This is a genomic window from Georgenia yuyongxinii (assembly GCF_006352065.1).
Taxonomy (GTDB): Bacteria; Actinomycetota; Actinomycetes; order Actinomycetales; family Actinomycetaceae; genus Georgenia; species Georgenia yuyongxinii.
Window position 1 is genome coordinate 3,669,152 of sequence record NZ_CP040915.1, and the last position, 21,423, is coordinate 3,690,574.

19 protein-coding genes are annotated in these 21,423 nt (G+C 72.5%); 6 read left to right on the forward strand and 13 right to left on the reverse strand.

Translation table 11 applies throughout. The features are described from left to right. Positions 1–63 precede the first annotated feature (63 nt). A complete protein-coding gene (locus FE374_RS16680; RefSeq protein ID WP_139930362.1) occupies positions 64–516 on the forward strand; it encodes a QcrA and Rieske domain-containing protein in 453 nt (150 codons plus the stop codon). 114 nt (positions 517–630) lie between these two features. On the opposite strand, the gene FE374_RS16685 is transcribed toward FE374_RS16680, so the two are convergent. The 4 genes from FE374_RS16685 to FE374_RS16700 are packed head-to-tail and all read right to left on the reverse strand — an operon-like array spanning position 631 to position 4,504. Further along, positions 631–1,878 (reverse strand): FUSC family protein, encoded by a 1,248-nt coding sequence (locus FE374_RS16685; protein WP_139930364.1) that lies wholly within the window; start codon positions 1,876–1,878, stop codon positions 631–633. Beyond that, positions 1,875–3,047, reverse strand: coding sequence for a CAF17-like 4Fe-4S cluster assembly/insertion protein YgfZ (gene ygfZ / locus FE374_RS16690; protein ID WP_139930366.1), 1,173 nt, complete (start codon positions 3,045–3,047; stop codon positions 1,875–1,877). The genes FE374_RS16685 and ygfZ overlap by 4 nt, the downstream gene beginning before the upstream one ends. A gap of 1 nt (position 3,048) precedes the next feature. Then, positions 3,049–3,732: an FABP family protein gene (locus FE374_RS16695; RefSeq protein ID WP_139930368.1), complete on the reverse strand. Its 684-nt coding sequence runs from the start codon at positions 3,730–3,732 to the stop codon at positions 3,049–3,051. 49 nt (positions 3,733–3,781) lie between these two features. Continuing rightward, positions 3,782–4,504: a hypothetical protein gene (locus FE374_RS16700; protein WP_139930370.1), complete on the reverse strand. Its 723-nt coding sequence runs from the start codon at positions 4,502–4,504 to the stop codon at positions 3,782–3,784. 178 nt (positions 4,505–4,682) lie between these two features. Between FE374_RS16700 and FE374_RS16705 the strand changes: the two genes are divergently transcribed. The 4 genes from FE374_RS16705 to FE374_RS16720 all read left to right on the forward strand — a co-directional run bounded on the left by FE374_RS16705 (position 4,683) and on the right by FE374_RS16720 (position 8,031). Continuing rightward, entirely contained in the window at positions 4,683–5,426 is a 744-nt protein-coding gene (locus FE374_RS16705; protein WP_139930372.1) for a winged helix-turn-helix transcriptional regulator, read from the forward strand. A 462-nt stretch (positions 5,427–5,888) separates the two neighbouring features. Then, positions 5,889–6,515 (forward strand): DUF47 domain-containing protein, encoded by a 627-nt coding sequence (locus tag FE374_RS16710; protein WP_139930375.1) that lies wholly within the window; start codon positions 5,889–5,891, stop codon positions 6,513–6,515. A 5-nt stretch (positions 6,516–6,520) separates the two neighbouring features. Continuing rightward, positions 6,521–7,522 (forward strand): inorganic phosphate transporter, encoded by a 1,002-nt coding sequence (locus FE374_RS16715; RefSeq protein ID WP_139930377.1) that lies wholly within the window; start codon positions 6,521–6,523, stop codon positions 7,520–7,522. 71 nt (positions 7,523–7,593) lie between these two features. After that, complete coding sequence (locus FE374_RS16720; RefSeq protein ID WP_139930379.1) at positions 7,594–8,031, forward strand: septum formation family protein; 438 nt, start codon at positions 7,594–7,596, stop codon at positions 8,029–8,031. A 4-nt stretch (positions 8,032–8,035) separates the two neighbouring features. Here the strand turns inward: FE374_RS16720 and pstB are convergent, their stop codons facing one another. The 9 genes from pstB to FE374_RS16765 form a co-directional block, all read right to left on the reverse strand. Further along, the gene (gene pstB, locus FE374_RS16725; protein WP_139930381.1) at positions 8,036–8,815 is read right to left on the reverse strand and encodes a phosphate ABC transporter ATP-binding protein PstB; all 780 of its coding nucleotides are present in this window, start codon (positions 8,813–8,815) and stop codon (positions 8,036–8,038) included. A gap of 87 nt (positions 8,816–8,902) precedes the next feature. Next, positions 8,903–9,961 carry a phosphate ABC transporter permease PstA gene (pstA, locus tag FE374_RS16730; protein WP_139930383.1) on the reverse strand — a complete coding sequence of 353 codons (1,059 nt, stop codon included), beginning with the start codon at positions 9,959–9,961 and terminating at the stop codon, positions 8,903–8,905. Continuing rightward, positions 9,961–10,941 carry a phosphate ABC transporter permease subunit PstC gene (gene pstC, locus FE374_RS16735; RefSeq protein WP_139930385.1) on the reverse strand — a complete coding sequence of 327 codons (981 nt, stop codon included), beginning with the start codon at positions 10,939–10,941 and terminating at the stop codon, positions 9,961–9,963. Before pstC ends, pstA begins: the two co-directional genes overlap by 1 nt. A 35-nt stretch (positions 10,942–10,976) precedes the next feature. Further along, entirely contained in the window at positions 10,977–12,047 is a 1,071-nt protein-coding gene (locus tag FE374_RS16740) for a phosphate ABC transporter substrate-binding protein PstS (RefSeq protein WP_139930387.1), read from the reverse strand. Between the two features lie 363 nt (positions 12,048–12,410). After that, a complete protein-coding gene (locus FE374_RS16745) occupies positions 12,411–13,547 on the reverse strand; it encodes a phosphate ABC transporter substrate-binding protein PstS (RefSeq protein WP_230978357.1) in 1,137 nt (378 codons plus the stop codon). 233 nt (positions 13,548–13,780) lie between these two features. Further along, positions 13,781–14,761, reverse strand: coding sequence for an NUDIX hydrolase (locus tag FE374_RS16750; protein WP_223173566.1), 981 nt, complete (start codon positions 14,759–14,761; stop codon positions 13,781–13,783). Next, a complete protein-coding gene (locus FE374_RS16755) occupies positions 14,758–16,971 on the reverse strand; it encodes an RNA degradosome polyphosphate kinase (protein ID WP_230978596.1) in 2,214 nt (737 codons plus the stop codon). The genes FE374_RS16750 and FE374_RS16755 overlap by 4 nt, the downstream gene beginning before the upstream one ends. 268 nt (positions 16,972–17,239) lie before the next feature. Further along, the gene (mshD, locus tag FE374_RS16760) at positions 17,240–18,124 is read right to left on the reverse strand and encodes a mycothiol synthase (RefSeq protein ID WP_139930393.1); all 885 of its coding nucleotides are present in this window, start codon (positions 18,122–18,124) and stop codon (positions 17,240–17,242) included. Between the two features lie 112 nt (positions 18,125–18,236). Continuing rightward, positions 18,237–20,219, reverse strand: a complete 1,983-nt coding sequence (locus FE374_RS16765) for an acyl-CoA dehydrogenase family protein (protein ID WP_139930395.1) — start codon at positions 20,217–20,219, stop codon at positions 18,237–18,239. A 136-nt stretch (positions 20,220–20,355) separates the two neighbouring features. Here FE374_RS16765 and FE374_RS16770 point away from each other — a divergent pair, with 136 nt between their 5' ends. Next, positions 20,356–21,375, forward strand: coding sequence for a zinc-binding dehydrogenase (locus FE374_RS16770; RefSeq protein WP_139930397.1), 1,020 nt, complete (start codon positions 20,356–20,358; stop codon positions 21,373–21,375). Positions 21,376–21,423 lie beyond the last annotated feature (48 nt).

Genomic DNA, 21,423 nt, shown 5'->3' on the forward strand with positions numbered 1-21,423 from the left:
ACCGCGACAAGCACGTCCCCGGAACCCGCGCGCGAAGACCGGCTTCTGCGTCAGCATGAACCCATGAGCTCTGCCCACGTCTGCGAGCACGCCGGTGCGTGCGTGTCCCGGCGGCGGGTGCTCGTCGCCGGTGGCGCCGGTCTCGTCCTCACGCCGCTCCTGGTGGCCTGCGGCTCGGGCGCGGAGCCGGCGGCGCCGACCCCGGCCGGTTCGGGGCAGTCGGGGGAGCGGCTGGTGGCGCTCTCCGAGGTCCCGGTGGGCTCCGGCGTGGTCGTGGAGACCCCCGGTGGCGAGTCGGTCGTGGTGGCCCAGCCGGAGACCGGCAAGGTTCTCGCGTTCAGCGCGGTCTGCACGCACCAGGGTTGCCTGGTGGCGGTGGAGGGCCAGGAGCTGGCCTGCCCGTGCCACGGCTCACGCTACGCGGCCGCCAGCGGTGAGGTGCTGCAGGGTCCGGCCGAGGAGCCGCTGCCGGCGGTACCGGTCCGGGTCGACGGCGAGGACGTGGTGCTGGGCTGAGTGGTGCGCTCAGCGCCGGCCGAGGTTCGGCGGGCGTCGTGACATGTCGCGGAGCATTTGACATCTCGCGGAGGAGTTGACGCCTCGCGGAGGAGTTGACGCCTCGCGCCCGGGTTAGTCCTCGGCCAGCTGGCCGTTGGCCTGGCTCTGCGACATCCCGGAGATCTGCAGCGCGTCGACCGCCAGGGAGCGCAGCAGCGACACCAGGGTCTGCTGACGCCAGCCCTGCTCGGCGTAGCGGTCCGGGGCGAGCTCGCCGGCCACCGCCGCCAGCTGGCCTCGGGCGTGATCGGGCGGGTCACCGCGGCCGAGCGCCGCGGCCAGGGATCGTATGGCGTCGGCGAGCGTGTCGACGTGCGCGGCGATCTCGGGCGAGGGTCCGTCCTCCTCGATGGCGACCACCGAGCGGCGCGAGACCACCCGGGTGTTCCGCATCGCCCGGTCGGCGAGGGTGCACGCCCGGGACAGCTCCGCGATGGTCGCCCGGTCGCTGCGGAGGGCCGGGTTGACCCGCACGAGCTCGCGAGCGCTGCGCACGGCCGCCGCCCACGCGTCCAGGGTGGGCTGTGACCCGCGCCCCTGGGCGAGGGCATCGGCGGCGAGCTGGGCGTCGCCGGTGCGCAGGCCCCGCGCCAGGGTGGCCAGGACTGCGGCGGTCTCCCCCAGCGCGGTGCGGGCGAGCCGGCGGGGCCGGCGGATGACGTTGACGGGCAGGACGGCGGTCACGAGCAGGGCGAGCGCCGCGCCGACGAGGGCGTCGGACCAGCGCCCCAGCGCACCGTCGGCGATCATCGACGTCGGCAGGGCGACGATGACGATGCTCTGTGTGCCCGCCTGGGTGGTGAGCAGGACGCCGCGGTCGAGGAACTTCGTGAGCACCGCGGACAGCACCAGCACGCAGCCGATCTGGACCGCCCCGGTCCCGAACAGCTGGGCGAAGATCTCGCCCAGCCACACCCCCACCGTGGCGCCCGCGCCGAGCTCGGCCACGCGGCGCAGCTGGCGGTCGGCGGTGTGGCCGAGGGCGATCCACGCCGCGACCGGCGCGAACATCGGTACGTCGTGGCCGAGGAGCTCACCGGAGACGAAGTAGGCCAGGCCGGCGGTCAGGGCGGCGGTGAGGATGGGCACGAAGGCGTCGCGCACCCGCCGCATGCCAAGCCGGGAGCGGACGGTGAGCAGGACCCTCCACCGGCGCAGGTCCATCGACTGGCCGAGGCCGGCGGCGATGAGCCGCGCTGCGCGGGCGGGCCGGCTTAGCGGACGCTGTCCCGGTCCGCCGATGGCCCGGTCGGCCCCGGCCGCGCCCGTGGCGGCCCGGTCACCCTCCGCCCGCCCCTCGGGTGTACCGCCTACGGTCATCTGCGCAGGTCGCGGCGGCGCAGACCCGCGCCCGGACGCTCGGCGGGCCGGGCGTCCGTCACGCCGTCGAGCCCGACGACGATCTCCTGCGCGGCGGCCACGCCGCCGACGTCGAGGTCGGCGTCGGCGGCCACGGACCGCTTGACGACGGCCAGACCGACCGGCCCGAGCTCCTCGTGGCGCACCACCGAGGTGAGGCGGCCGACCACCTTGTCCCCGTGGCGCACCTCGGCCCCGGCGTCGGGCAGCAGGTGGTCGGAGCCGTCGAGGTGGAGCATGACCAGGCGGCGGGGCGGGCGGCCGAGGTTGACCACCCGCGCGACGGTCTCCTGGCCGCGGTAGCAACCCTTGTCCAGGTGCACCCCCGTGCGCAGCCAGTCCAGCTCGTGCGGGATGGTGCGCTCGTCGACCTCCGTCGCGAGGCGGGGCCGCCAGGCCTCCACCCGCAGCGCCTCCCACGCCCACGTGCCGGCGAGCCGGCGCGGCGGCGCGGGCCGGGTGACGTCGTCGCCGTCGCGCGCGGGCGTGAGGAAGCCGGTGACGACCTCGTTGAGCGCGGCACGGCGCACGAGACTCAGCGCGCGGTGGATGTCGATGCCGGGATGGTCGGCGTCCTGGGGGCCGTAGGCGGTCGAGCCCGGGGCCGTACGGGGCCAGGGGTCCTGCCAGGTGAGCAGGTGCGCGGGGTCGGTGGCGAGCTCGAGCCACCCGCCCGCGGCGGTGCCCAGCACGGCGACGTCGTCGTGCCGCTCGACCTCGACCCGGAGCATGAAGCGCATCTTGTCGAGGTACTGCGCCAGGGGGGCGGCGTCGGCGGCCTCGGTGATGAGCCAGGTGCGCTCGCCGTCGTCCTGCACCGCCGGGGCGTGCTCGATGTGGCCGTTGACGTCGAGCAGCAACAGCTCGGTGCTCACGCCGGCCTCCAGGCCGAGCAGGAGCTGGGAGCTGAGGGTGTTGAGCCAGCTGGTCCGGTCCGGGCCCGAGACGGTGACGACGCCAAGGTGTGAGAGGTCGGCCACGCCGTCGCCGCGGGCCAGCGCCCGCTGCTCGTGGACGGGGTCGCCGTAGTGCAGCGCCACGCCGGCGTCGGGGCCGGACGCCTCCACGGCTCCGGGGCGGGTCAGCAGGGGGCTGCGGTAAATGGTGACGTGCTCGTCGACGGTGCTCATCTCACTCCTTGCGGCTCAGTCGCCCCGAGGCGTAGGACTGCAGCTCGCGCCCGAAGGCGGCGAGGTCCATCGCCCAGAGCAGGTCGTGCTGCACGAGCCCGTACATGCGGGTCGCGCCGGACATCTCGGCGGCCGTCACGGTGCGGACGACGGCGTCGGTGCTCAGGTCTACGCGGGGGCCGCGGACGGCGCCGACGTAGACGCTCAGGTGGCCCGACGGGTCGGCCACCAGCACCTCCAGTTCGGTGGCGTCCGGGGCCGGGGCCCCCGCGCCGGTGAGCTCCGGCGCAGTCGTGACCCGGCCCGCGGCGTTCCCGGCACCCTCCTGCCCGGGCGTGGCACCGCTCGCGCCGGCGCCGTTGCCGACGGCGGGCGACGTGGGCTCGACGACCGGCCGCCAGTAGGACGTCTCCGTGGACCACAGCTGCCCGGGAGTGAGCGCCGCGGCGCCCTGGGTGCCGGTCATCTCCTGGGAGATCTCGCCGGACCGGGTGGTGTCGGCCAGCCAGATGGTCGTGACCGCACGCAGGTACGGGCCGCCGTCGTGGTCGAAGACGATCTCCTGGACGAACGCCTGCTCGTCCACGCCGGGGTAGCCGAGCATGCCGAAGCCACGCCACCGGCCCAGGAGCCACGCCAGCGGGTAGCACTCGGGCGCCAGGTCGTCGGGGATGGTGAAGGCCATGGTCCCAGGCTAGCCCGCGGCGCTCGGCCGGGGCCCGCGCGGCCGCCTCTCAGGCCGACAGCAGACCGGCGACGAGGTGCACCGCCATGCCGGGCACGAGCAGGGGCAGCATGGCCGCCGAGAGCGCGGGCCGCACACGGCTGGAGGCGGGGAAGAGACCGAACAGGACGTGCAGCGCGGCGGTGAGGATCCCGACGGCGAGCCCCACGAGCAGGCCCGGCACCGGGCCCACGAGCTCGAGCAGCAGGCCGGCGAGCAGCCCCGCGGCACCGGCCACCACCGTCGCCAGCACGGCGACGAGCTCGGTGCGGGCGGGGACGGCGGTGGCGGCTGCAGCCGCCGCGATGCTCGCCGCCCCGGCCACGACGAGCGACTCGGCGGTCAGCCCCTCCCCCACGGCCACCCAGCCGGCCGCCGAGACGACGACGGCGCAGCCGGTGACGACGCCGGCGACGGACTCGACAAGACGTGGCCGGCCGTCCCGGCGCAGCATCTGGTGGACGAACGCGGCCACGACTGCCAGGCCCGCGACGATGGCGAGGCCCGCCACCGTGCCGAACCGCACGGCCGCGAGCGCGGCGATCGCGGTGCCGGCGATGACCAGGGACGCCCCGCGGTAGGTGGGCAGGTCGATCAGGCGCGGCCAGCCGAGGGCGAAGACCAGGCACAGCAGGAGGACGAGGCCCGTGAGGACGTCCCGCGCCGCGAAGCCCGCCAACGCCAGGACCGCCGCACCGAGGGCCGTGACGGCAGCGCGGGTGGAGGCGCCCATCACCGGCCGGCCGCCGTGCTGCGGGACGCCGCGCCCGATGGCGCGGGGTCGGGGGAGGCAGGCACGAGCCCGATTGTTGCAGATGCCGCCCGCGGACCGGCGGAGCCCGGCGAGCCCGCCGCAGCCCGCCGCGGCCCTGCGGGCCCTAAAGTGAGCCCACCGATTCGGAGGAGGGAAGGTGACCGCACTCCTGCTGCTCACCGCGGGACCCGGTGACGCCGCCGACGTGCTGCCCGCCCTCACGCTCCTCGGGCACGAGGTGACGCCCGCCCCGCCCACGCCGTCGGCCGTGCTCGAGCACGCGGACGCCGCGGCGATCGTGCTGGACGCCCGCAGGGACCTCGTCGCCGCCCGCACGCTGTGCCGCCTGATCAGCGGCACCCTGGACGCCCAGCCCGTGCTCCTCGTGCTCGCCGAGGGCGGGTTCACCGCCGTCTCCACCACGTGGGGCGCGGCGGAGGTCGTCGTCGAGACGGCCGGGCCCGCCGAGGTGGAGGCCCGGCTGCGGTTGATGATCGAGCGCACCCGGGCCACCGCGGCCGACGAGGGTCCCGAGCGGCTGGAGTCCGGCGAGCTCGTCATCGACGCCTCCGCCTACACCGCGAAGGTCCGCGGCCGCACGCTCGACCTGACCTACAAGGAGTTCGAGCTTCTCAGGCATCTGGCCCAGCACCCCGGCCGCGTCCTCAGCCGCGCCCAGCTGCTGCAGGAGGTCTGGGGCTACGACTACTACGGCGGCACCAGGACCGTCGACGTCCACATCCGGCGGCTGCGCGCCAAGCTCGGTGCGGAGCACGACCAGATGATCGGCACGGTGCGCAACGTCGGCTACCGCCTGGACCCGCGCGGGCGCGACGCCGTCGCGTCCGCGGGCGAACCGGGCGCGCCGGCGCCCAGTGAACCGGCCGCCGTCGTGGAGTAGGACCTTCGACCCCGGGCCAGGCTTGTCCGCGACGAGCGAAGTGCCCTTGCGCGACCGCCTCGACCCTGCCGTACAGTGGAGCCCGACGCCGGGTCGCGAAAGCCCCGGGCTCCAACATAAGCCGCCACGAGCGGCCTTCGCGCCGACTGGCGCTCTCCGGCCCGGCGTCCTCGTTCCTCTCCCAGCCCCGCCCCCGCCTCTGCGCTCGTACCGGCGGCTTGGTGCCCGCTCCCTGGCTGCACGCGGCGTTCATGACGGGCTGCACCCGGCGTTCATCACGGGCTGCGTGCGCCGTCGTCGCGCGTCGGCCGGCTCGCGAGCCGTGCACCATGTCGCCGTGACGCGCCCCGTCCGTGAGGGTCACCACAGGGGTGCCGCACGGCCTGGTCGACCGCCGTCTCTGCCCTAGCCTGGTGGCTGCAGTCCGCCCTGTGGTCACCTCGCCCTCACTGGAGCAGCTCGGTGCGCTTCCGCTTCCGCCCAGCCCCGCGTGGGGTTCACTTCTTCGACCTGTACACGGAGTCCGCCGCGCACCTGCGCACGGGGGCCGACCTCCTCGCCAGGATCCTCGGTGCGGACCTGCCCACCCGGGCGAAGCTGGCCGCGCGCCTCAAGGACGCCGAGCACGCCGCCGACGAGGCGGCCCACCAGGTGTACACCGCGCTCGCGCAGACCTTCGTCACCCCGTTCGACCGCGACGACATGTACCACCTCGCCTCCGCCCTGGACGACTGCATGGATGCCATGGACGAGGCCGGTGAGCTCGTGGTCCTGTACCAGCTGGGGACCCTGCCGTCCGGCGTCAGCGAGCAGGTCGCCGTCCTTCGGCAGTGCGCGGAGCTCACCTACGACGCGATGCCCCGTCTGCGCTCCTTCGACGGCCTCGAGGCCTACTGGATCGACATCAACCGGCTCGAGAACCAGGCGGACCGGGTCTACCGACGCGTGCTCGCCGACCTCATGAACAACGCCGAGGACGCGATCACCGTCATCAAGGTCAAGGGTGTCGTCGACGCGCTCGAGGAGGCGGCGGACTCGTTCGAGCGGCTCGCCAACCACGTCCAGACGATCGTGCTGAAGGAGTCCTGAGCGACGTGGACCTCGTCCTGGTCCTGGTCGTGGTGGTGGTGACCGTGGCCCTGGCCTTCGACTTCACCAACGGCTTCCACGACGCCGCCAACGCGATCGCGACCTCCGTCTCCACCCGTGCCCTCACCCCGCGGGTCGCGCTGGTCATGGCCGCCGCGATGAACCTGCTCGGCGCCCTGCTCGGCACGGGGGTCGCGGAGACGATCGGCTCAGGCATCATCACCCCGCCCGACGGGACCTCGGGCCTGCTCGTCGTGCTTGCCGGGCTGGTCGGGGCGATCGCCTGGAACCTGATCACCTGGTGGTTCGGCCTGCCGTCGTCCTCCACCCACGCGCTCATCGGTGGGCTCGCCGGGGCGGGCATGGCCTCGGCGACCACCGTGCACTGGGACGTCATCGCCACCTCCGTCGTGCTGCCGATGGTTCTCTCCCCGCTCATCGGGTTCGCTCTGGCGTACATGGTCATGCTGGTGGTGCTCTGGACGTTCCGACGCCGTCCCTACTCGCCCACCATGCGCGGCTTCCGGCTCACGCAGACGATCTCGGCGGCCGCGATGGCGCTGGGTCATGGGCTCCAGGACGCCCAGAAGACCATGGGCGTCATCGTGATCGCGCTCGTCGCCGGCGGGCTGCACGAGGGCACCTCCATCCCGCTGTGGGTCAAGCTCGCCGCGGCGGCCGCGATCTCCCTAGGCACCTACGCCGGGGGGTGGCGCATCATGCGCACCCTGGGCCGCCGGGTCATCGAGCTGGACCCGGCTCGCGGGTTCGTGGCCGAGTCGGTCTCGGCGGCGGTGCTGTACACCACCGCGTTCCTGCTCCACGCACCGGTCTCGACCACGCACATCATCACGTCGGCCATCATGGGCGTCGGCGCCACCCGCCGGCTCTCCGCCGTCCGGTGGGGCGTTGCGGGCAACATCGCGCTCGCGTGGCTGTTCACCATCCCCGCGGCGGCGCTGATGGCCGCCGGCCTCTACGTGGGCGTCGACCTCATCAGCGGCTGACGGCCCCGGTGTCCGGTCCCGGGGCGGCTCCAGTAGTGTCGCGTCCCACCGGCCGGCAAGGAGGACCGTGCATGCACGCCAGCGCCCGTCTCGTCGCACCACTCCTCGGCCTGCTCGCCCTGGTCGCGGTCTCCGGCTGCGGCGGGGGCGACGTCATGGCCCTGAAAGAGGGCGACTGCCTCAAGGCCGCGGCGTTGGACAGCGACACGGCGGTGTCGGACGTGACGGTGATCGACTGTGCCGACCCGCATGACGCGGAGGTCTTCACCGAGCTGACGCTCGACGACCGAGACTTCCCGGGCGAGAAGGCGCTGCAGACCCGGGCGCTGGAGCTCTGCCGCCCCGAGTTCGAGCAGTTCGTCGGGCGCCCGTACGACGAGTCCGAGCTGTACTACTCGGCGCTGACCCCGACGCAGGAGAGCTGGGAGCGGGCCGAGGACCGCACGGCGCTGTGCATCCTGCTCTCCGACGATCCCGTCATCGGCACGCTGGCGGGTACGAAGCGCTGAGCCGTCACCCGAAGCGGCCGGAGATGTAGTCCTCTGTGTCCTTCACCGACGGTGAGGAGAACATCTTCTCGGTCTCGTCGTACTCGATGAGGTGCCCGGGCTTGCCGGTGCCGGCGATGTTGAAGAACCCGGTCTTGTCCGACACGCGCGCGGCCTGCTGCATGTTGTGGGTGACGATGACGATCGTGTAGTCGTTCTTCAGCTCGGACATGAGGTCCTCGATCGCCAGCGTGGAGATCGGGTCCAGCGCGGAGCACGGCTCGTCCATGAGAAGCACGTCGGGCTTGACTGCGATGGCGCGGGCGATGCACAGGCGCTGCTGCTGGCCGCCGGAGAGGGACGACCCCGGACGGTCGAGACGGTCCTTGACCTCGTTCCAGAGGTTGGCGCCGCGCAGGGAGTCCTCGACGAGCCCCTCGGCCTCGGACTTCTTCATCTTGCGGTTGTTCAGCCGCACGCCCGCGAGGACGTTGTCCGCGATGGACATCGTCGGGAAGGGGTTGGGGCGCTGGAACACCATGCCCACGTGCCGGCGGACCATCACCGGGTCGACGTCGGGGCCGTAGAGGTTCTGGCCGTCCACGATCGCCTCGCCCTCGACGCGGGCACCGGGGATCACCTCGTGCATGCGGTTGAGCGTGCGCAGGAAGGTGGACTTGCCGCAGCCGGAGGGGCCGATGAGGGCCGTGATCGCCCGGGGGTCGATCGTCATGTTGACGTCCTCCACCGCGAGGAAGTCCCCGTAGTAGACGTTGAGGTTCTTGACGTCGATGCGCTTAGACAAGGCAGGTCCTTCCGGGGCGGGCGGTCCCGGCGGTCGCGCGGCCGGGCAGGGGGCAGGGGGCGGGACGGTGGAGAGGCGCGGCAGCCATCAGTGGGCACCCTTCGGCGAGAAGAACCGGCTCACGAGCCGGGCGGCGAGGTTGAGCAGCATCACGATGGCCACCAGGGTCAGCGCCGCCGCCCAGGACCGCTCGATGCCGACGCCGCCCTGCGCGAACTGCCGGTAGGCGAAGACGGGCAGCGTCGCCATGCGTCCCTCGAAAGGGTTGTTGTTGATGTTCGCGATGATGCCCACAGTCATGAGCAGCGGCGCGGTCTCCCCGATCACCCGGGCGATGGCGATCATCACGCCGGTGGTGATGCCGGCGACCGCCGTGCGGAGCACGACCTTGACGACGGTCAGCCACTTGGGCACGCCGAGGGCGTATGCGGCCTCGCGCAGCTCGTTGGGGACGAGGCGGAGCATCTCCTCGACCGAGCGGACCACGACGGGGGTCATGAGCACGGCCAGGGAGACAGCACCCATGAGGGCCGAGCGGTAGGCCGGGCCGACGAGAATGGTAAACAGGGCGAACGCGAAGAGACCGGCGACGATCGAGGGGATGCCGGTCATGACGTCGACCAGGACGGTGATGGCCCGGGCGAGGCGGCCGCGGCCGTACTCGACCAGGTAGATCGCGGTGAAGATGCCGAGCGGGATCGAGATGACCGAGGCGATGCCGGTGACCCAAAGGGTGCCGATGATCGCGTGGAGGACGCCGCCCTCGGTCATGTCACCGAAGATGCCGGTCATGTCCGTTGTCAGGAAGTCCCAGCTGAACAGCGTGAGACCGTTCTTGAGGACGATCCACACCAAGGAGACCAGCGGCACCATGGCGAGCAGGAACGCGGCCGTGACCAGCGACGTCGCGAGGCGGTCCTTGGCGGGCCGCTCCCCCTCGACGGAGCGGGCGACCACCCAGTTCGCGACGATGTAGAGAACCCCGCCAAGGAAGAGGACGGAGGCGACGGTCGGCCGGCCGAAGGCGAGCATCAGGGCGTAGACGAGGCCCACGGAGCCCGCAAGGACCGCCCAGGGCGTCCAGCCGGGGAGCTTGCCCGCACCCGTGCTCAGATCGGTGACGGTGGTGGTGGTGGTGGTGGTCATCAGTTCGCTCCAGAGAACTCGGCGCGGCGCGAGATGATCCACCGGGCGAGCAGGTTGACGCCGAAGGTGATGGCGAACAGTGCGAGCCCCGTGGCGATGAGGACGTCAGCACCCAGGCCGGAAGCCTCGGGGAACTGGTTGGCGATGTTCGCGGCGATCGTCTGATGCTGGCCGGGCTTGAGGATGTTGAAGTTCACCAGGAAGCCGGGCGAGAGAATCATCAGCACGGCCATGGTCTCCCCGAGCGCACGGCCCAGGCCCAGCATCGACGCGCTGATGATGCCGGACCGGCCGAAAGGAAACACCGACATCCGGATCATCTCCCAGCGCGTGGCTCCCAGCGCCAGGGAGGCCTCCTCGTGCAGGCGCGGGGTCTGGAGGAACACCTCGCGGATGGTCGCGGTGATGATGGGCAGGATCATCACCGCGAGCACGATGGAGGCCGACATGAGGTTCTTCGCCGGCGCCTGGAAGCCGGCGAGCGGGGGGAAGAACCCGAGCGTGCTGCTGACCCACTGGAAAGCCGGGTTCATGGTCGGGACGAGCCAGGCCATGCCCCACATGCCGTAGACCACGGAGGGGATGGCGGCGAGAAGGTCCACCAGGTACCCCAGGCCCTGGGCGGCCTTCCGCGGCGCGTAGTGCGAGATGAACAGCGCGATCGCGACGCTCAGCGGCACCGCGATGACCAGCGCGAGGACGGAGGAGAGGAGCGTGCCGAAGATCAGCGGCGCGAGGTACTCCCACAGCCCCTTCCCCGTCATGAAGCCGACGTCGTCGTACTGCGCCTGGGAGGCGGTGATCGCCGGCCAGGAGCGGAAGAGCAGGAAGCCGGCCACCGAGGCGAGGATGATGAGGATGACGATGCCCGCACCGGTGGAGATGCCGGCGAAGATCGGGTTGCCTACACGTCCGGGCGGTCGGCTCAGCCGTAGTTCGGACGCGCCTCGTGGGGCGTCGGGGGCGCTGGCGGTTGCCACGGATCCTCCGGGTTCGCTGTTCGGTGCGGGTGTTGTCACGCGACGGAGATCTGCTCGATCGCGGCCTCGACCCGCTCGCGCAGGTCTGTCGAGATGGGCGCGGAGCCGGCGACGCGGGGGTCGGCGGCGCGCTGCTGCCCCGGCTCGGAGGCGATGTAGCTCAACAGGGCCTTGACGTTGTTCACATCCTGCTCGGCTTCGTACCGGGAGCACGCGAGCGTGTAAGAGACCAGGACGATGGGGTAGGTCCCGGCCGTCTGGGTGTCGCGTGCCAGCTCGATCGTCAGGCGCAGGTCGGTGGCGTCCTCGGTGGCCGGGGAGGCGTCCACGACGGCGGCGGCGGCCTCCGGCGAGAACGGCACGAACTCCTCCCCCACCCCGACCGCCACGGTGCTGAGCGAGTCGGGCACCTGGGCGGCATCGGCGTAGCCGATGGTGCCGGGCGCGGCCTCCATGGTGGTGATGACGCCGGAGGTCTGGGCGCCGGACTGGGTGCCCGAGATCGGCCAGGTCTCGCTGGCCTCGTGCGGCCAGGCGCCGCCCGCGGCAGCGGCGAGGTACTCGGTGAAGTTCTCGGTGGTGCCCGAGTCGTCGGAGCGGTTGACGGGCACGATGTCCAGGTCGGGCAGCTCGACGCCCTCGTTCGTCTCGGCGATGGCCGGGTCGTCCCACCTGGTGAGGTCGCCGTTGAAGATCTGCGCCAACACCTCGGGCGTGAGGTTCAGGTGCTCGGCGTCGAGATCGGGCAAGTTGTACGCCACGGCGATCGGGGAGATGTACAGCGGCAGCTCGATCACCTCACCTCCCAGGCACCGTTCGACGCCGTCGGCCCGCTCCTCGTCGTCCATGGGCGCGTCAGAACCGGCGAACAGCACGGCGCTGTTGAGGAACATCTCCCGTCCGGTGCCCGAACCCACCGGGTCGTAGGAGGTGATCACGTCGGGATGGGCATCCTGGAAGCCCGCCACCCACGCAGTCATCGCGATCTCCTGCGAGGAGGCGCCCGCCCCCGGGAGCGTGCCGCCGTTCCCACCGCACGCGGTGAGGAGGAGGCCACCGGCGAGTGCTGCGGCGACGCCGGCACGGCGTCGGCTCTGTGCCCTCATCCCATCCCCTCCGGCCGCCTGCGGGCGGTGCGCCCGGGCGAGGTCGAGGCTAAGCAGCGACGGTGTCCGTACGGGGGGCGGAAGGTGAACAGACGGTGAACGACCCCTGTCGGGTCTCTCACAGGAGCTGAGCTCCGGAACTCGTGCGGCACCCGGTCGGGGCGGTACCCGCCTGGCCGGCGTCACGCCGGAAAGGTTCGTAGCCATCGAGGCGAAGATACGGGATGCCGGTACCTGCTGTGCCAGGGCCCTGAGCCCCGCGCCGGCGGGCCGAGAAAGGTGCGCGTGCCAGGCGGGGGGCCTGTGTGGGCGGGCCGGCCCCGGAGGACCGGCCCGCCACTCACTGATCAGGAGGGATCAGATTCAGGCGGCCGAGATCTGCTCGATCGCGGCGGTGACGTCCCCGCGCAGGCCGTCGGAGATCGGGGCGGAGCCGGCGACGCTCGGGTCGGCGGCGCGCTCCTGGCCCTCCTCGGAGGCGATGTAGGTGAGCAGCGCCTTGACGTTGTTCACGTCCTGCTCGCTCTCGTACACCGAGCACGCGAAGGTGTAGGAGACCAGGACGATCGGGTAGGCGCCCGACTCCTGGGTGTCGCGGGCCAGGTCGATGGTCAGGCGCAGGTCGGTGGCGTCCTCGGTGGCCGGGGAGGCGTCCACGACGGCGGCGGCAGCCTCCGGCGAGAACGGCACGAACTCCTCACCGACACCGACGGCGACGGTGCCGAAGCCGTCCGGCACCTGCGAGGCGTCGAGGTAGGCGATGGTGCCCTCGGCCGCCTGGAGCGTGGAGACGACGCCGGACGTCTGGGCGCCAGACTGGGTGCCCGAGATCGGCCAGGTCTCGCTGGCCTCGTGCGGCCAGGCGCCGCCCGCAGCCTCGGCGAGGTACTCGGTGAAGTTCTCGGTGGTCCCCGAGTCGTCGGAGCGGTTGACCGGCACGATGTCCAGGTCGGGCAGCTCGACGCCCTCGTTCGTCTCGGCGATGGCCGGGTCGTTCCACTTGGTGACGTCGCCGTTGAAGATCTGGGCGAGCACCTCGGGCGAGAGGTTGAGGTTCGCGGCGTCGACACCGGGCAGGTTGTACGCCACGGCGATCGGGGAGATGTAGAGCGGCAGCTCGACGACCTCGCCACCGAAGCAGCGCTCCGCGCCCGCAGTGAGCTCCTCCTCCTTGAACATGGAGTCGGTGCCACCGAAGAGCACGGCGCCGTTGAGGAACATCTCGCGGCCGGTGCCGGAGCCGGTCGGGTCGTAGGAGACCTGGACGTCGGGGTTGGCCTCCTGGAAACCGGCCAGCCAGCCGTTCATGGCCTTCTCCTGGGAGGAGGCGCCCGCACCGGGGAGCGTGCCGGAGAGGGCCTCGCCCTCGGCTGCGGTCTCGTCGCCGGCCGGGCTCTCCGCCTCGTTGCCGTCGGCGTCACTGCTGCACGCGGCGAGCGTGAGTGCCAGCGCGCTAAGCACGGCCATTCCCGCCACGCGGCGGCTACCTGCAAGCTTCACGGTCAATTCCATCCTCTGTGTCGGTGGGGCCGGCGCGTGTGGGGGTTGCCGACCACGATGCGACGTTAGAGACCGGTGGTGACCTTCCGGCGGGCGCGAGGTGAACGGATGGTGAACTTGCTACGTCGGGTGCGTCACAGTTGCACAAGACCTCCCGACACTCATCGCCCGGGGACGATGACATCTGACGGAGAAGATGACATCTCGCGGGCAAGGGGGCCGGGGCGGGAGGGTCACACGGCGCGGTGCTTCTCCAGGGCGACGACCAGCGCCCGTCGGCGCGGTCGCTGGGAGAGGTGGACCACCAGCATCTCCCCCGTCTTGAGCCAGGGGTCGGACTCCGGCACCTGCTGCATGATGCGGTGCGGCGTGCGTCGTGCGACCTCCTCCACCACGGTGGGCAGCACGGGTCGGTGCGTGCACACGGCGACGGGAACGTCACGGTGGGTCATCTCGTGGTCGACGAGCTCGCGCACCGGGCGCTTGCTCTGCGCGTGCGCGTCCTCGGTGAGCTCGGGACGGAGCTCGGCGCCGACGCCGGTCGCCTCGAGGTAGGGCCGCACGGTCGCCGCGCACCGTTCCCACGGCGAGGTGATGACGTCCTCGACGCCAAAGGCGGCGAGGAGCGGCACGAGGTTCCGGGCCTGCGACTCGCCGGCCGGGGTCAGCGGCCGGGTTGCCTCTCCCTTGTCCCACGCCGACCGCTTCTTGGCCCGCGCGTGCCGGACCACCACCATCGTCCACGTGCGTAGCCGTTCGTCCTGCCACTGGTCGACGAGGACGCCGAGGGGGTCGCGGTCGTGGACGTAGGTGAGCAGGTCCCGTGCCGTGGCGATGTCCACCCAGCGGGCACCGTCTATCTCCGCGGCACCCGCCCGGCTGACCGGGTCGCGGCCGTTGACGCTCTGCGCAGCGTCCCCGAGCTCTTGGGCCGCCCAGTAGCGGGCGGTCTTCGCCCGCCCGTTCAGGTCCCGGTACCGCACCGTCGGCAGGGGCTGGCCGAGCGCCACGTGCAGACCGGTCTCCTCGGCCACCTCACGCACGGCGCACGCGGCGATGCTCTCGCCCTCCTCGAGCTTGCCCTTCGGCCAGGACCAGTCGTCGTACTTGGGCCGGTGGACGAGAAGCACCTCGAGCTTGCGGCCGCGCACACGCCAGACCACCGCGCCGGCGGCCTGGATCGTGGACTGTGCGCTGGTGGTCTGCGACGTCACCGGGTAGCCGCCACACGCCGTCGGGCACGGGCCATGAGCATCTCCTGCAGGTCGTCGAGCCGCCGACCGTCCGGGCCGACGTGGCGCCGGTGCCAGCCGTCGGTCTCCAGGTGCCAGGTCGACGTGGTGTCCGCCACGGACTGCTTCAGCAGCTCGACGAGGTAGTCGACCTGCGCCGGGTCGACGATCCGGATGAGCGCCTCGACGCGACGGTCGAGGTTGCGGTGCATGAGGTCGGCCGAGCCGATCCAGACCTCGGGGTCCCCGCCGTTGGCGAAGGCGAACACGCGGGCGTGCTCGAGGAAGCGTCCCAGGATGGAGCGCACCCGGATGTTCTCGCTCAGCCCCGGCACCCCGGCCCGGATGGCGCAGATGCCGCGGACGACGACGTCGACCGGCACCCCGGCCTGGCTGGCGCGGTAGAGGGAGTCGATCACGGCCTCGTCGACGATGGAGTTGGCCTTGAACCGCACCCAGGCCGGCCGACCGGCGCGGTGGTGCTCGATCTCCCGCTCGACACGCTCGACGAGGCCCGGACGGATCGAGCGGGGGGCCACGAGAAGCCGGTGGAACCGGGTGCGGGGCGCCCAGCCGGAGAGCTGGTTGAAGAGCCGGGTCAGGTCCTGGCCCACATCGCGGTCACAGGTGAGCAGACCGAGGTCCTCGTAGCCACGCGCGGTCTTGGGGTGGTAGTTGCCGGTGCCGACGTGGCAGTACCGCCGCAGCCCGTCCTGCTCCTGCCGCACCACCAGGCAGAGCTTGGCGTGGGTCTTGAGCCCGACGATGCCGTACACGACGTGCACGCCCGCCTGCTCGAGCTTGCGGGCCCAGGAGATGTTCGCCTGCTCGTCGAAGCGGGCCTTGATCTCCACGATCGCGAGCACCTGCTTGCCCGCCTGGGCGGCGTCGATGAGCGCGTCCACGATCGGCGAGTCGCCAGAGGTGCGGTACAGGGTCTGCTTGATCGCCAGCACCCGCGGGTCGGCCGCGGCCTGGGCGATGAACTGCTGCACTGAGGTGGAGAAGGAGTCGTACGGGTGGTGCAGGAGGATGTCCTGAGACCGGATGGCAGCGAAGAAGTCCGTGGGGTTGGCCGACTCGACCTCCGCGAGGCCGTGCGCGGTGACCGGCACGAACTTGGGGTACTTCAGGTTCGGCCGGTCGAGCTCGTGGACGAGGTTGAGGCCGGTCAGGTCCAGCGGGGCCGGCAGGTGGAACACGTCCTGCTCGCCCACCTCCAGCTCGCGCATGAGCAGGTTGAGGACGTGGTCGCTGATGCCCTGGGCCACCTCCAGTCGCACCGCGGGCCCGAACCGGCGCCGCACGAGCTCCTTCTCCAGGGCCTTGAGGAGGTTCTCGGCGTCGTCCTCCTCGACCTCGACGTCCTCGTTGCGGGTCACCCGGAAGGTGTGGTGCTCAACGATCTCCATCCCGGGGAAGAGCGTGTCCAGGTGGTAGGCGATGATCTCCTCGAGGGGCACGAACGCGGTGCGCCCGGTGGCGTCGGCGGGGACGTCCTCGGGGCGGTAGGGGCGACCGGCGGCGTCGACGGCGATGAACCGGGGCAGCAGCGGCGGGACCTTGACGCGGGCGAAGTGCTTCTTGCCGGTGGTGGGGTTGCGCACCACGACAGCGAGGTTGAGCGAGAGACCCGAGATGTAGGGGAAGGGGTGGGCGGGGTCCACGGCGAGCGGGGTCAGGACGGGGAAGATCTGCCTGCGGAAGAACTTGTGGAGGCGGTCCTGCTCGCTCTCGCCCAGATCCTCCCAGTGCAGCAGCTCGATGCCGACGTCGGCGAGCTTGGGCTGGACGTCCTCGGCGAAGACGCGGGCGTGGCGGGCGGTGAGCTCCTTGGCCTTGGTGCTGAGGCCCTCGAGCACCTGGCGCGGGGAGAGCCCGGACGCCGCGGTGACGGCCATCCCGGTGGCGATGCGTCGTTTGAGGCCGGCGACGCGGACCATGTAGAACTCGTCGAGGTTCGAGGCGAAGATCGCCAGGAACCACGCCCGTTCGAGGATCGGCAGGTCCTGGTCCTCGGCCTGCTCGAGCACCCGCTCGTTGAACGCCAGCCAGCTCAGCTCGCGGTCGGCGAACCGGCCCTCGGGGAGCTCGGACTCCTCGCCGGGCCGCGTCTCGTCCTCGGCGGCGGCCACCTGGCGTGCGAGGTTCGCCGACGACGTGGCCACCCCGCCGAGCAGGTGGGCCGTCATCACCTTCTCCCGTGCGACGTGCTCGTCCTCGGCGTCCTCCTCCAGGACGGCCAGGTCCGCCTCGGCGCCGGCCGGGTCGGCGTCGGCCGGGTCGACGTCGGCCACGTCGACGTCGGTACGTGCGAGGGGCTCGTCCGCCGGGCGGTCCCCGACCTCCGTGGCGTCGGCTGCGGTGCGCTCGGAGCTGCTCATGGGATCCATCGTTGCACCCGAACGTGACTGACGGGTGACGGGGCTGCCCCCGTCTCGCGAGCGCTCCGTTGCCGCCTCACCGGTACTGGACGTCGATGGCGACGCAGTGGAATCCCTCCCGCTGGTAGGTGCGCAGCGCGGCGGCGTTGTCCCCTTCCACGTAGAGCGTGGCCCGGGACAGGCCGCGCCGGTGCAGCTCGGCCAGGGCCCGCCGGGTGAGCATCCCGCCGAGCCCCTGCCCCTGCGCCTCCGGGTCGACGCCGAGGGCGTAGATCTCCCCGGACCTCTCGCCCGGCACGACCTTCACCCACATGGACGCGAGCGGCGCGCCGTCCGGGGCGGTGACCGGGCGCACCAGCCACAGCAGGGTCGGGTCGAACCAGGCCTCGGCCTCGCGGGCGCGCAGGTCGGCGACGGTCATGCGGCCCTGCTCGGGGTGCGTGGCGAAGGCCCGGGCGTTGAGCGTGACCCAGTCGTGCTCGTCCCGGTCCGGGTCGAACGTCTGCACCACGACGCCGGGGTGGCGGGGCACGGTGGCGTCGACCGGACCGAGCGGGGCGGACATCTGCAGCAGCTCGCGGACCACGGACATCCCTGCGGACGCCGCGAGCGCCTGCGCGCCGGTGAGGTTGCCGTGCGCCCACACCGAGACCCCGGGGGCGGCGGCGCGGACGGCGTCGAGCAGGGCCCGGCCCACCCCGCGCCGTCGGGCGAAAGGTACGACGGCGAGCTCGGCGCTGGCCTCGTCCCCCTCGCCCGGGTCGAGCTGGGCGTACCCGACCAGGCCGCCGCCGTCGTCGTGCGCGAGGAAGTGGCGGACCGGACGCACCGGGGTGCGCAGCTCGAGGACGGTCTGCTCCGACAGGGCCTCGACACCATCGGCCCGGGCAACCTCGTCGGCGAGGTCCAGGACGTCGGGGGCGGCGACGTCCCCGTTGAGCCGGTCCTCCTGGGTGATCACGCGTTCGTCCCTGCCTCCCTGGGCCCGCGCGGGCCCGAGGCCATTCTGTACCGCACGGGTGACACCCACCGCTGGGGTCTCCCCCGCTGGGGTGTCACCCCCGCCTGGCGGCTCAGGCGCCCGGCGGCATCATCCGGCGCGAGACGTCCGGGACCTGCGCCGGGCCTGGGGAGGCGTCGGCGATCCACGGCCCCGTGCCCTCGGAGGCGTCGATCACGCCGACCTCGGCCCACGTGTACTCGCCGTCGAGCACCTCCGCCGCGAGCTGCTCGTCCGCGGCGTCGGTGTTGGTCCACAGCTCGTCGAAGAGGCGCTCCACCCGCAGCCTGGACTGGCGGGCCCAGGCCCCGGCGAGCTTCACGGCCGCCGCCCCCACCCGCGGGTCGTCCTGGAGCTGCATCTGCGCCCGCACACACACGGCGGAGGTCGCGAAGAGCTCGGCGCCGATGTCGACCACCCGCCCGAGGAAGCCCTGCTGGTGCTCGAGCCGGCCCTGCCAGCGGGCCATGCCGTAGAAGGTGGAGCGGGCCAGGCGCCGGGAGGAGCGCTCGACGAAGCGCATGTGCGTGGCGAGCGGGCCGTACTCGGGATAGGCGGTCGGTAGCTGTCCAGGTCCGGTGAGGAGCGGCGGCAGCCACGTCGCGTAGAACGCCCCGGCCTTGGCCGCCGCCCGGGCCTTCCCGGCGAGGTCGACCTCGGGGTCGATGATGTCCCCGGCGACGGCGAGGTGGGCGTCGACCGCCTCCCGGGCGATGAGCAGGTGCATGATCTCCGTCGAGCCCTCGAAGATCCGGTTGATGCGCAGGTCCCGCAGCACCTGCTCGACCGGGACCGCCCGCTCGCCGCGGGCCTCGAGGGAGTCGGCCGTCTCGTATCCCCGGCCGCCGCGGACCTGGACGAGCTCGTCGGCCACCTGCCAGGCCAGCTCGGACGTGAACATCTTGGCCAGCGCCGCCTCGATGCGGATGTCGGTGCGGCCGGCGTCGGCGAGGTGGCTCGCGAGCTCGACGACGGCCTCCTGGGCGTAGGCGGCGGTGGCCATGAAGGCGATCTTGTGCGCGACGGCGGCGTGGCGGCCTACCGACCGGCCCCACTGGACGCGCTCGTGGGCCCACTCCCGCCCGATCTTCAGGCACCACTTGCTCGTGCCGACGCACAGCGCCGGGATGGACAGGCGACCGGTGTTGAGCGTGGTCAGCGCGATCTTCAGCCCTATGCCCTCACGGCCGAGCACATTGGCCGCCGGGACGCGGACCTGGTCGAACCGGGTGACGCCGTTCTCCAGCCCGCGCAGCCCCATGAAGGCGTTGCGGCGCTCGACGGTGATGCCCGGGGTGTCGGCCTCGACGACGAACGCGGTGATGCCGCCGCGGTGCCCCTCGGAGGCCGGTACCCGCGCCATGACGACGAGCAGCTCGGCGACGACGCCGTTGGTGGACCAGAGCTTGACGCCATCGAGCAGGTAGTAGCCGCCGTCGGTGGGGGTGGCGGTGGTGTGCAGCCGGGCGGGGTCGGAGCCGACGTCGGGCTCGGTAAGGAGGAAGGCGGAGATCGCCCCGGCGGCGCAGCGGGGCAGGAACGCGCGCTTCTGGTCCGCGTTGCCGAACTGCTTGACGGGTTCGGGCACCCCGATCGACTGGTGTGCCGAGACGAGGGCGCCGAGGCTGGCGTTGGCGGTGCCAAGCAGCATGAGGGCGCGGTTGTAGTGGACCTGGCCGAGACCGAGCCCGCCGTACTCGTCGGGGATCTTGATCCCGAAGGTGCCGATCTGGGCGAGGCCGCGGACGACGTCGTCGGGGATGCGGGCGTCGCGCTCGATCTGCCGGCCGTCCACGTGGTCCCGGAGGAACCGCTCGAGCTGCTCGAGGTACGCCTGGCCCCTCGCCTCGACGTCGGGCGCGGGGCGAGGGTGGGGGGCGATGAGGTCGGGCCGGAACCGGCCCAGGTAGAGCTCCTTGGCGAAGGAGGGCAGCTCCCACTCCGTCTGCCGGGCCGCCTCCGCGACCTGGCGGGCCTCCTTCTCGGTGACGTGGGCGCGCTGGGCGCCCTCGGCGTTCTGTGTGCCCTCGTGCTTGACCTGTGTCGGTGCCGCCATCAGACCCTCCCCCGTCGTCGTTGCCGGTACCGGCAGTATCACCTACATCGGCGGGGACCGGAAGGGGATCGGGTCGGCGCCACCCCTACTGGCCGCGGCGGCAGACCGCGACAATGGGCACGCGAAGGGAGACAGCGTGCGCGAGCAGGTCATCACCGGGCACGGCGGGCCGACGCGCCTGGCCGGCCGTCAGGCACCGGATCCCGAGCCCGGCCCGGGCGAGCTGCGTGTCCGCGTCGCCGCCGTCGGGGTGAACTTCGCCGACGTGCTGGCCCGGCAGGGTCTCTACCCGGGCGCGCCACGGCCGCCGTTCGTCCCCGGCTACGAGGCGTCCGGAACAGTCGACGCCGTCGGCCCTGGGGTGGAGGCGTCGCGGATCGGTTCCGACGTCGTCGCCCTCACCCGCTTCGGCGCCTACACGGACGTGCTCGTGGTGCCGTCGGCGCAGGCGCTGCCGCTCCCTGCGGGGCTGACGCCGGAGCAGGGCGCCGCCCTGCCGGTGAGCTACCTGACCGCCTGGGCGCTGCTGGTCGTCATGGGGTCGCTGACGGCGGCGGACACCGTCGTTGTCCACAACGCCGGCGGCGCGGCGGGCCTCGCGCAGCTGGACATCGCGGCGCACGTGGGCGCGCGGGTGGTGGGCACGGCGAGCGCGTGGAAGCACCCGTTCCTGCGTGAGCGCGGCGCCGCGGAGCTGATCGACCCGCGCGCCGAGGACTGGGTGAGGCGGGTGCGGACGCTCACGGACGGCCACGGCGCCGAGCTGATCACGGACCCGCGAGGCGGCCGACTGTGGCGGGAGAGCTACCGAGCGCTGCGGCCGACCGGGCGGCTCGGCGTGTACGGCGTCTCCTCGGCGACGGCGCGGCCCGGCCTGCCGGGCCCGGTGCGGCTCGTCCGGGCGGCCCTGGGCGGGCCGCTGCTGCACCCCATCGCGCTGATGAACCGCAACGTCGGCGTGTTCGGCGTCCACCTCGGGCGGATGTGGCAGGAGACGGAGAAGACCCTTGGCTGGGCGGAGCGGCTGCTCGCCGGCGTCGGGGAAGCGTGGGTCCGCCCCCACGTCGACCGGGCCTTCCCGCTGGAGCAGGCCGCCGCGGCGCACGCCTACCTGGAGGCGCGGCGCAACCTCGGGAAAGTCGTCCTCGTCCCCTGAGCCATGAGCAGTCGAGCGACCGAGCTGCCGTCGGTCGGGCGAGCCGAT

Excerpts from the sequence above, each read along its gene's own strand:
- pstA (WP_139930383.1), bottom strand. The coding sequence starts at position 9,961 with ATGACCACCACCACCACCACCACCGTCACCGATCTGAGCACGGGTGCG.
- FE374_RS16755 (WP_230978596.1), bottom strand. The coding sequence starts at position 16,971 with ATGACGGCCCACCTGCTCGGCGGGGTGGCCACGTCGTCGGCGAACCTC.
- FE374_RS16700 (WP_139930370.1), bottom strand. The coding sequence starts at position 4,504 with ATGGGCGCCTCCACCCGCGCTGCCGTCACGGCCCTCGGTGCGGCGGTC.
- FE374_RS16685 (WP_139930364.1), bottom strand. The coding sequence starts at position 1,878 with ATGACCGTAGGCGGTACACCCGAGGGGCGGGCGGAGGGTGACCGGGCC.
- FE374_RS16695 (WP_139930368.1), bottom strand. The coding sequence starts at position 3,732 with ATGGCCTTCACCATCCCCGACGACCTGGCGCCCGAGTGCTACCCGCTG.
- FE374_RS16720 (WP_139930379.1), top strand. The coding sequence starts at position 7,594 with ATGCACGCCAGCGCCCGTCTCGTCGCACCACTCCTCGGCCTGCTCGCC.
- FE374_RS16680 (WP_139930362.1), top strand. The coding sequence starts at position 64 with ATGAGCTCTGCCCACGTCTGCGAGCACGCCGGTGCGTGCGTGTCCCGG.
- FE374_RS16765 (WP_139930395.1), bottom strand. The coding sequence starts at position 20,219 with ATGGCGGCACCGACACAGGTCAAGCACGAGGGCACACAGAACGCCGAG.
- ygfZ (WP_139930366.1), bottom strand. The coding sequence starts at position 3,047 with ATGAGCACCGTCGACGAGCACGTCACCATTTACCGCAGCCCCCTGCTG.
- FE374_RS16740 (WP_139930387.1), bottom strand. The coding sequence starts at position 12,047 with ATGAGGGCACAGAGCCGACGCCGTGCCGGCGTCGCCGCAGCACTCGCC.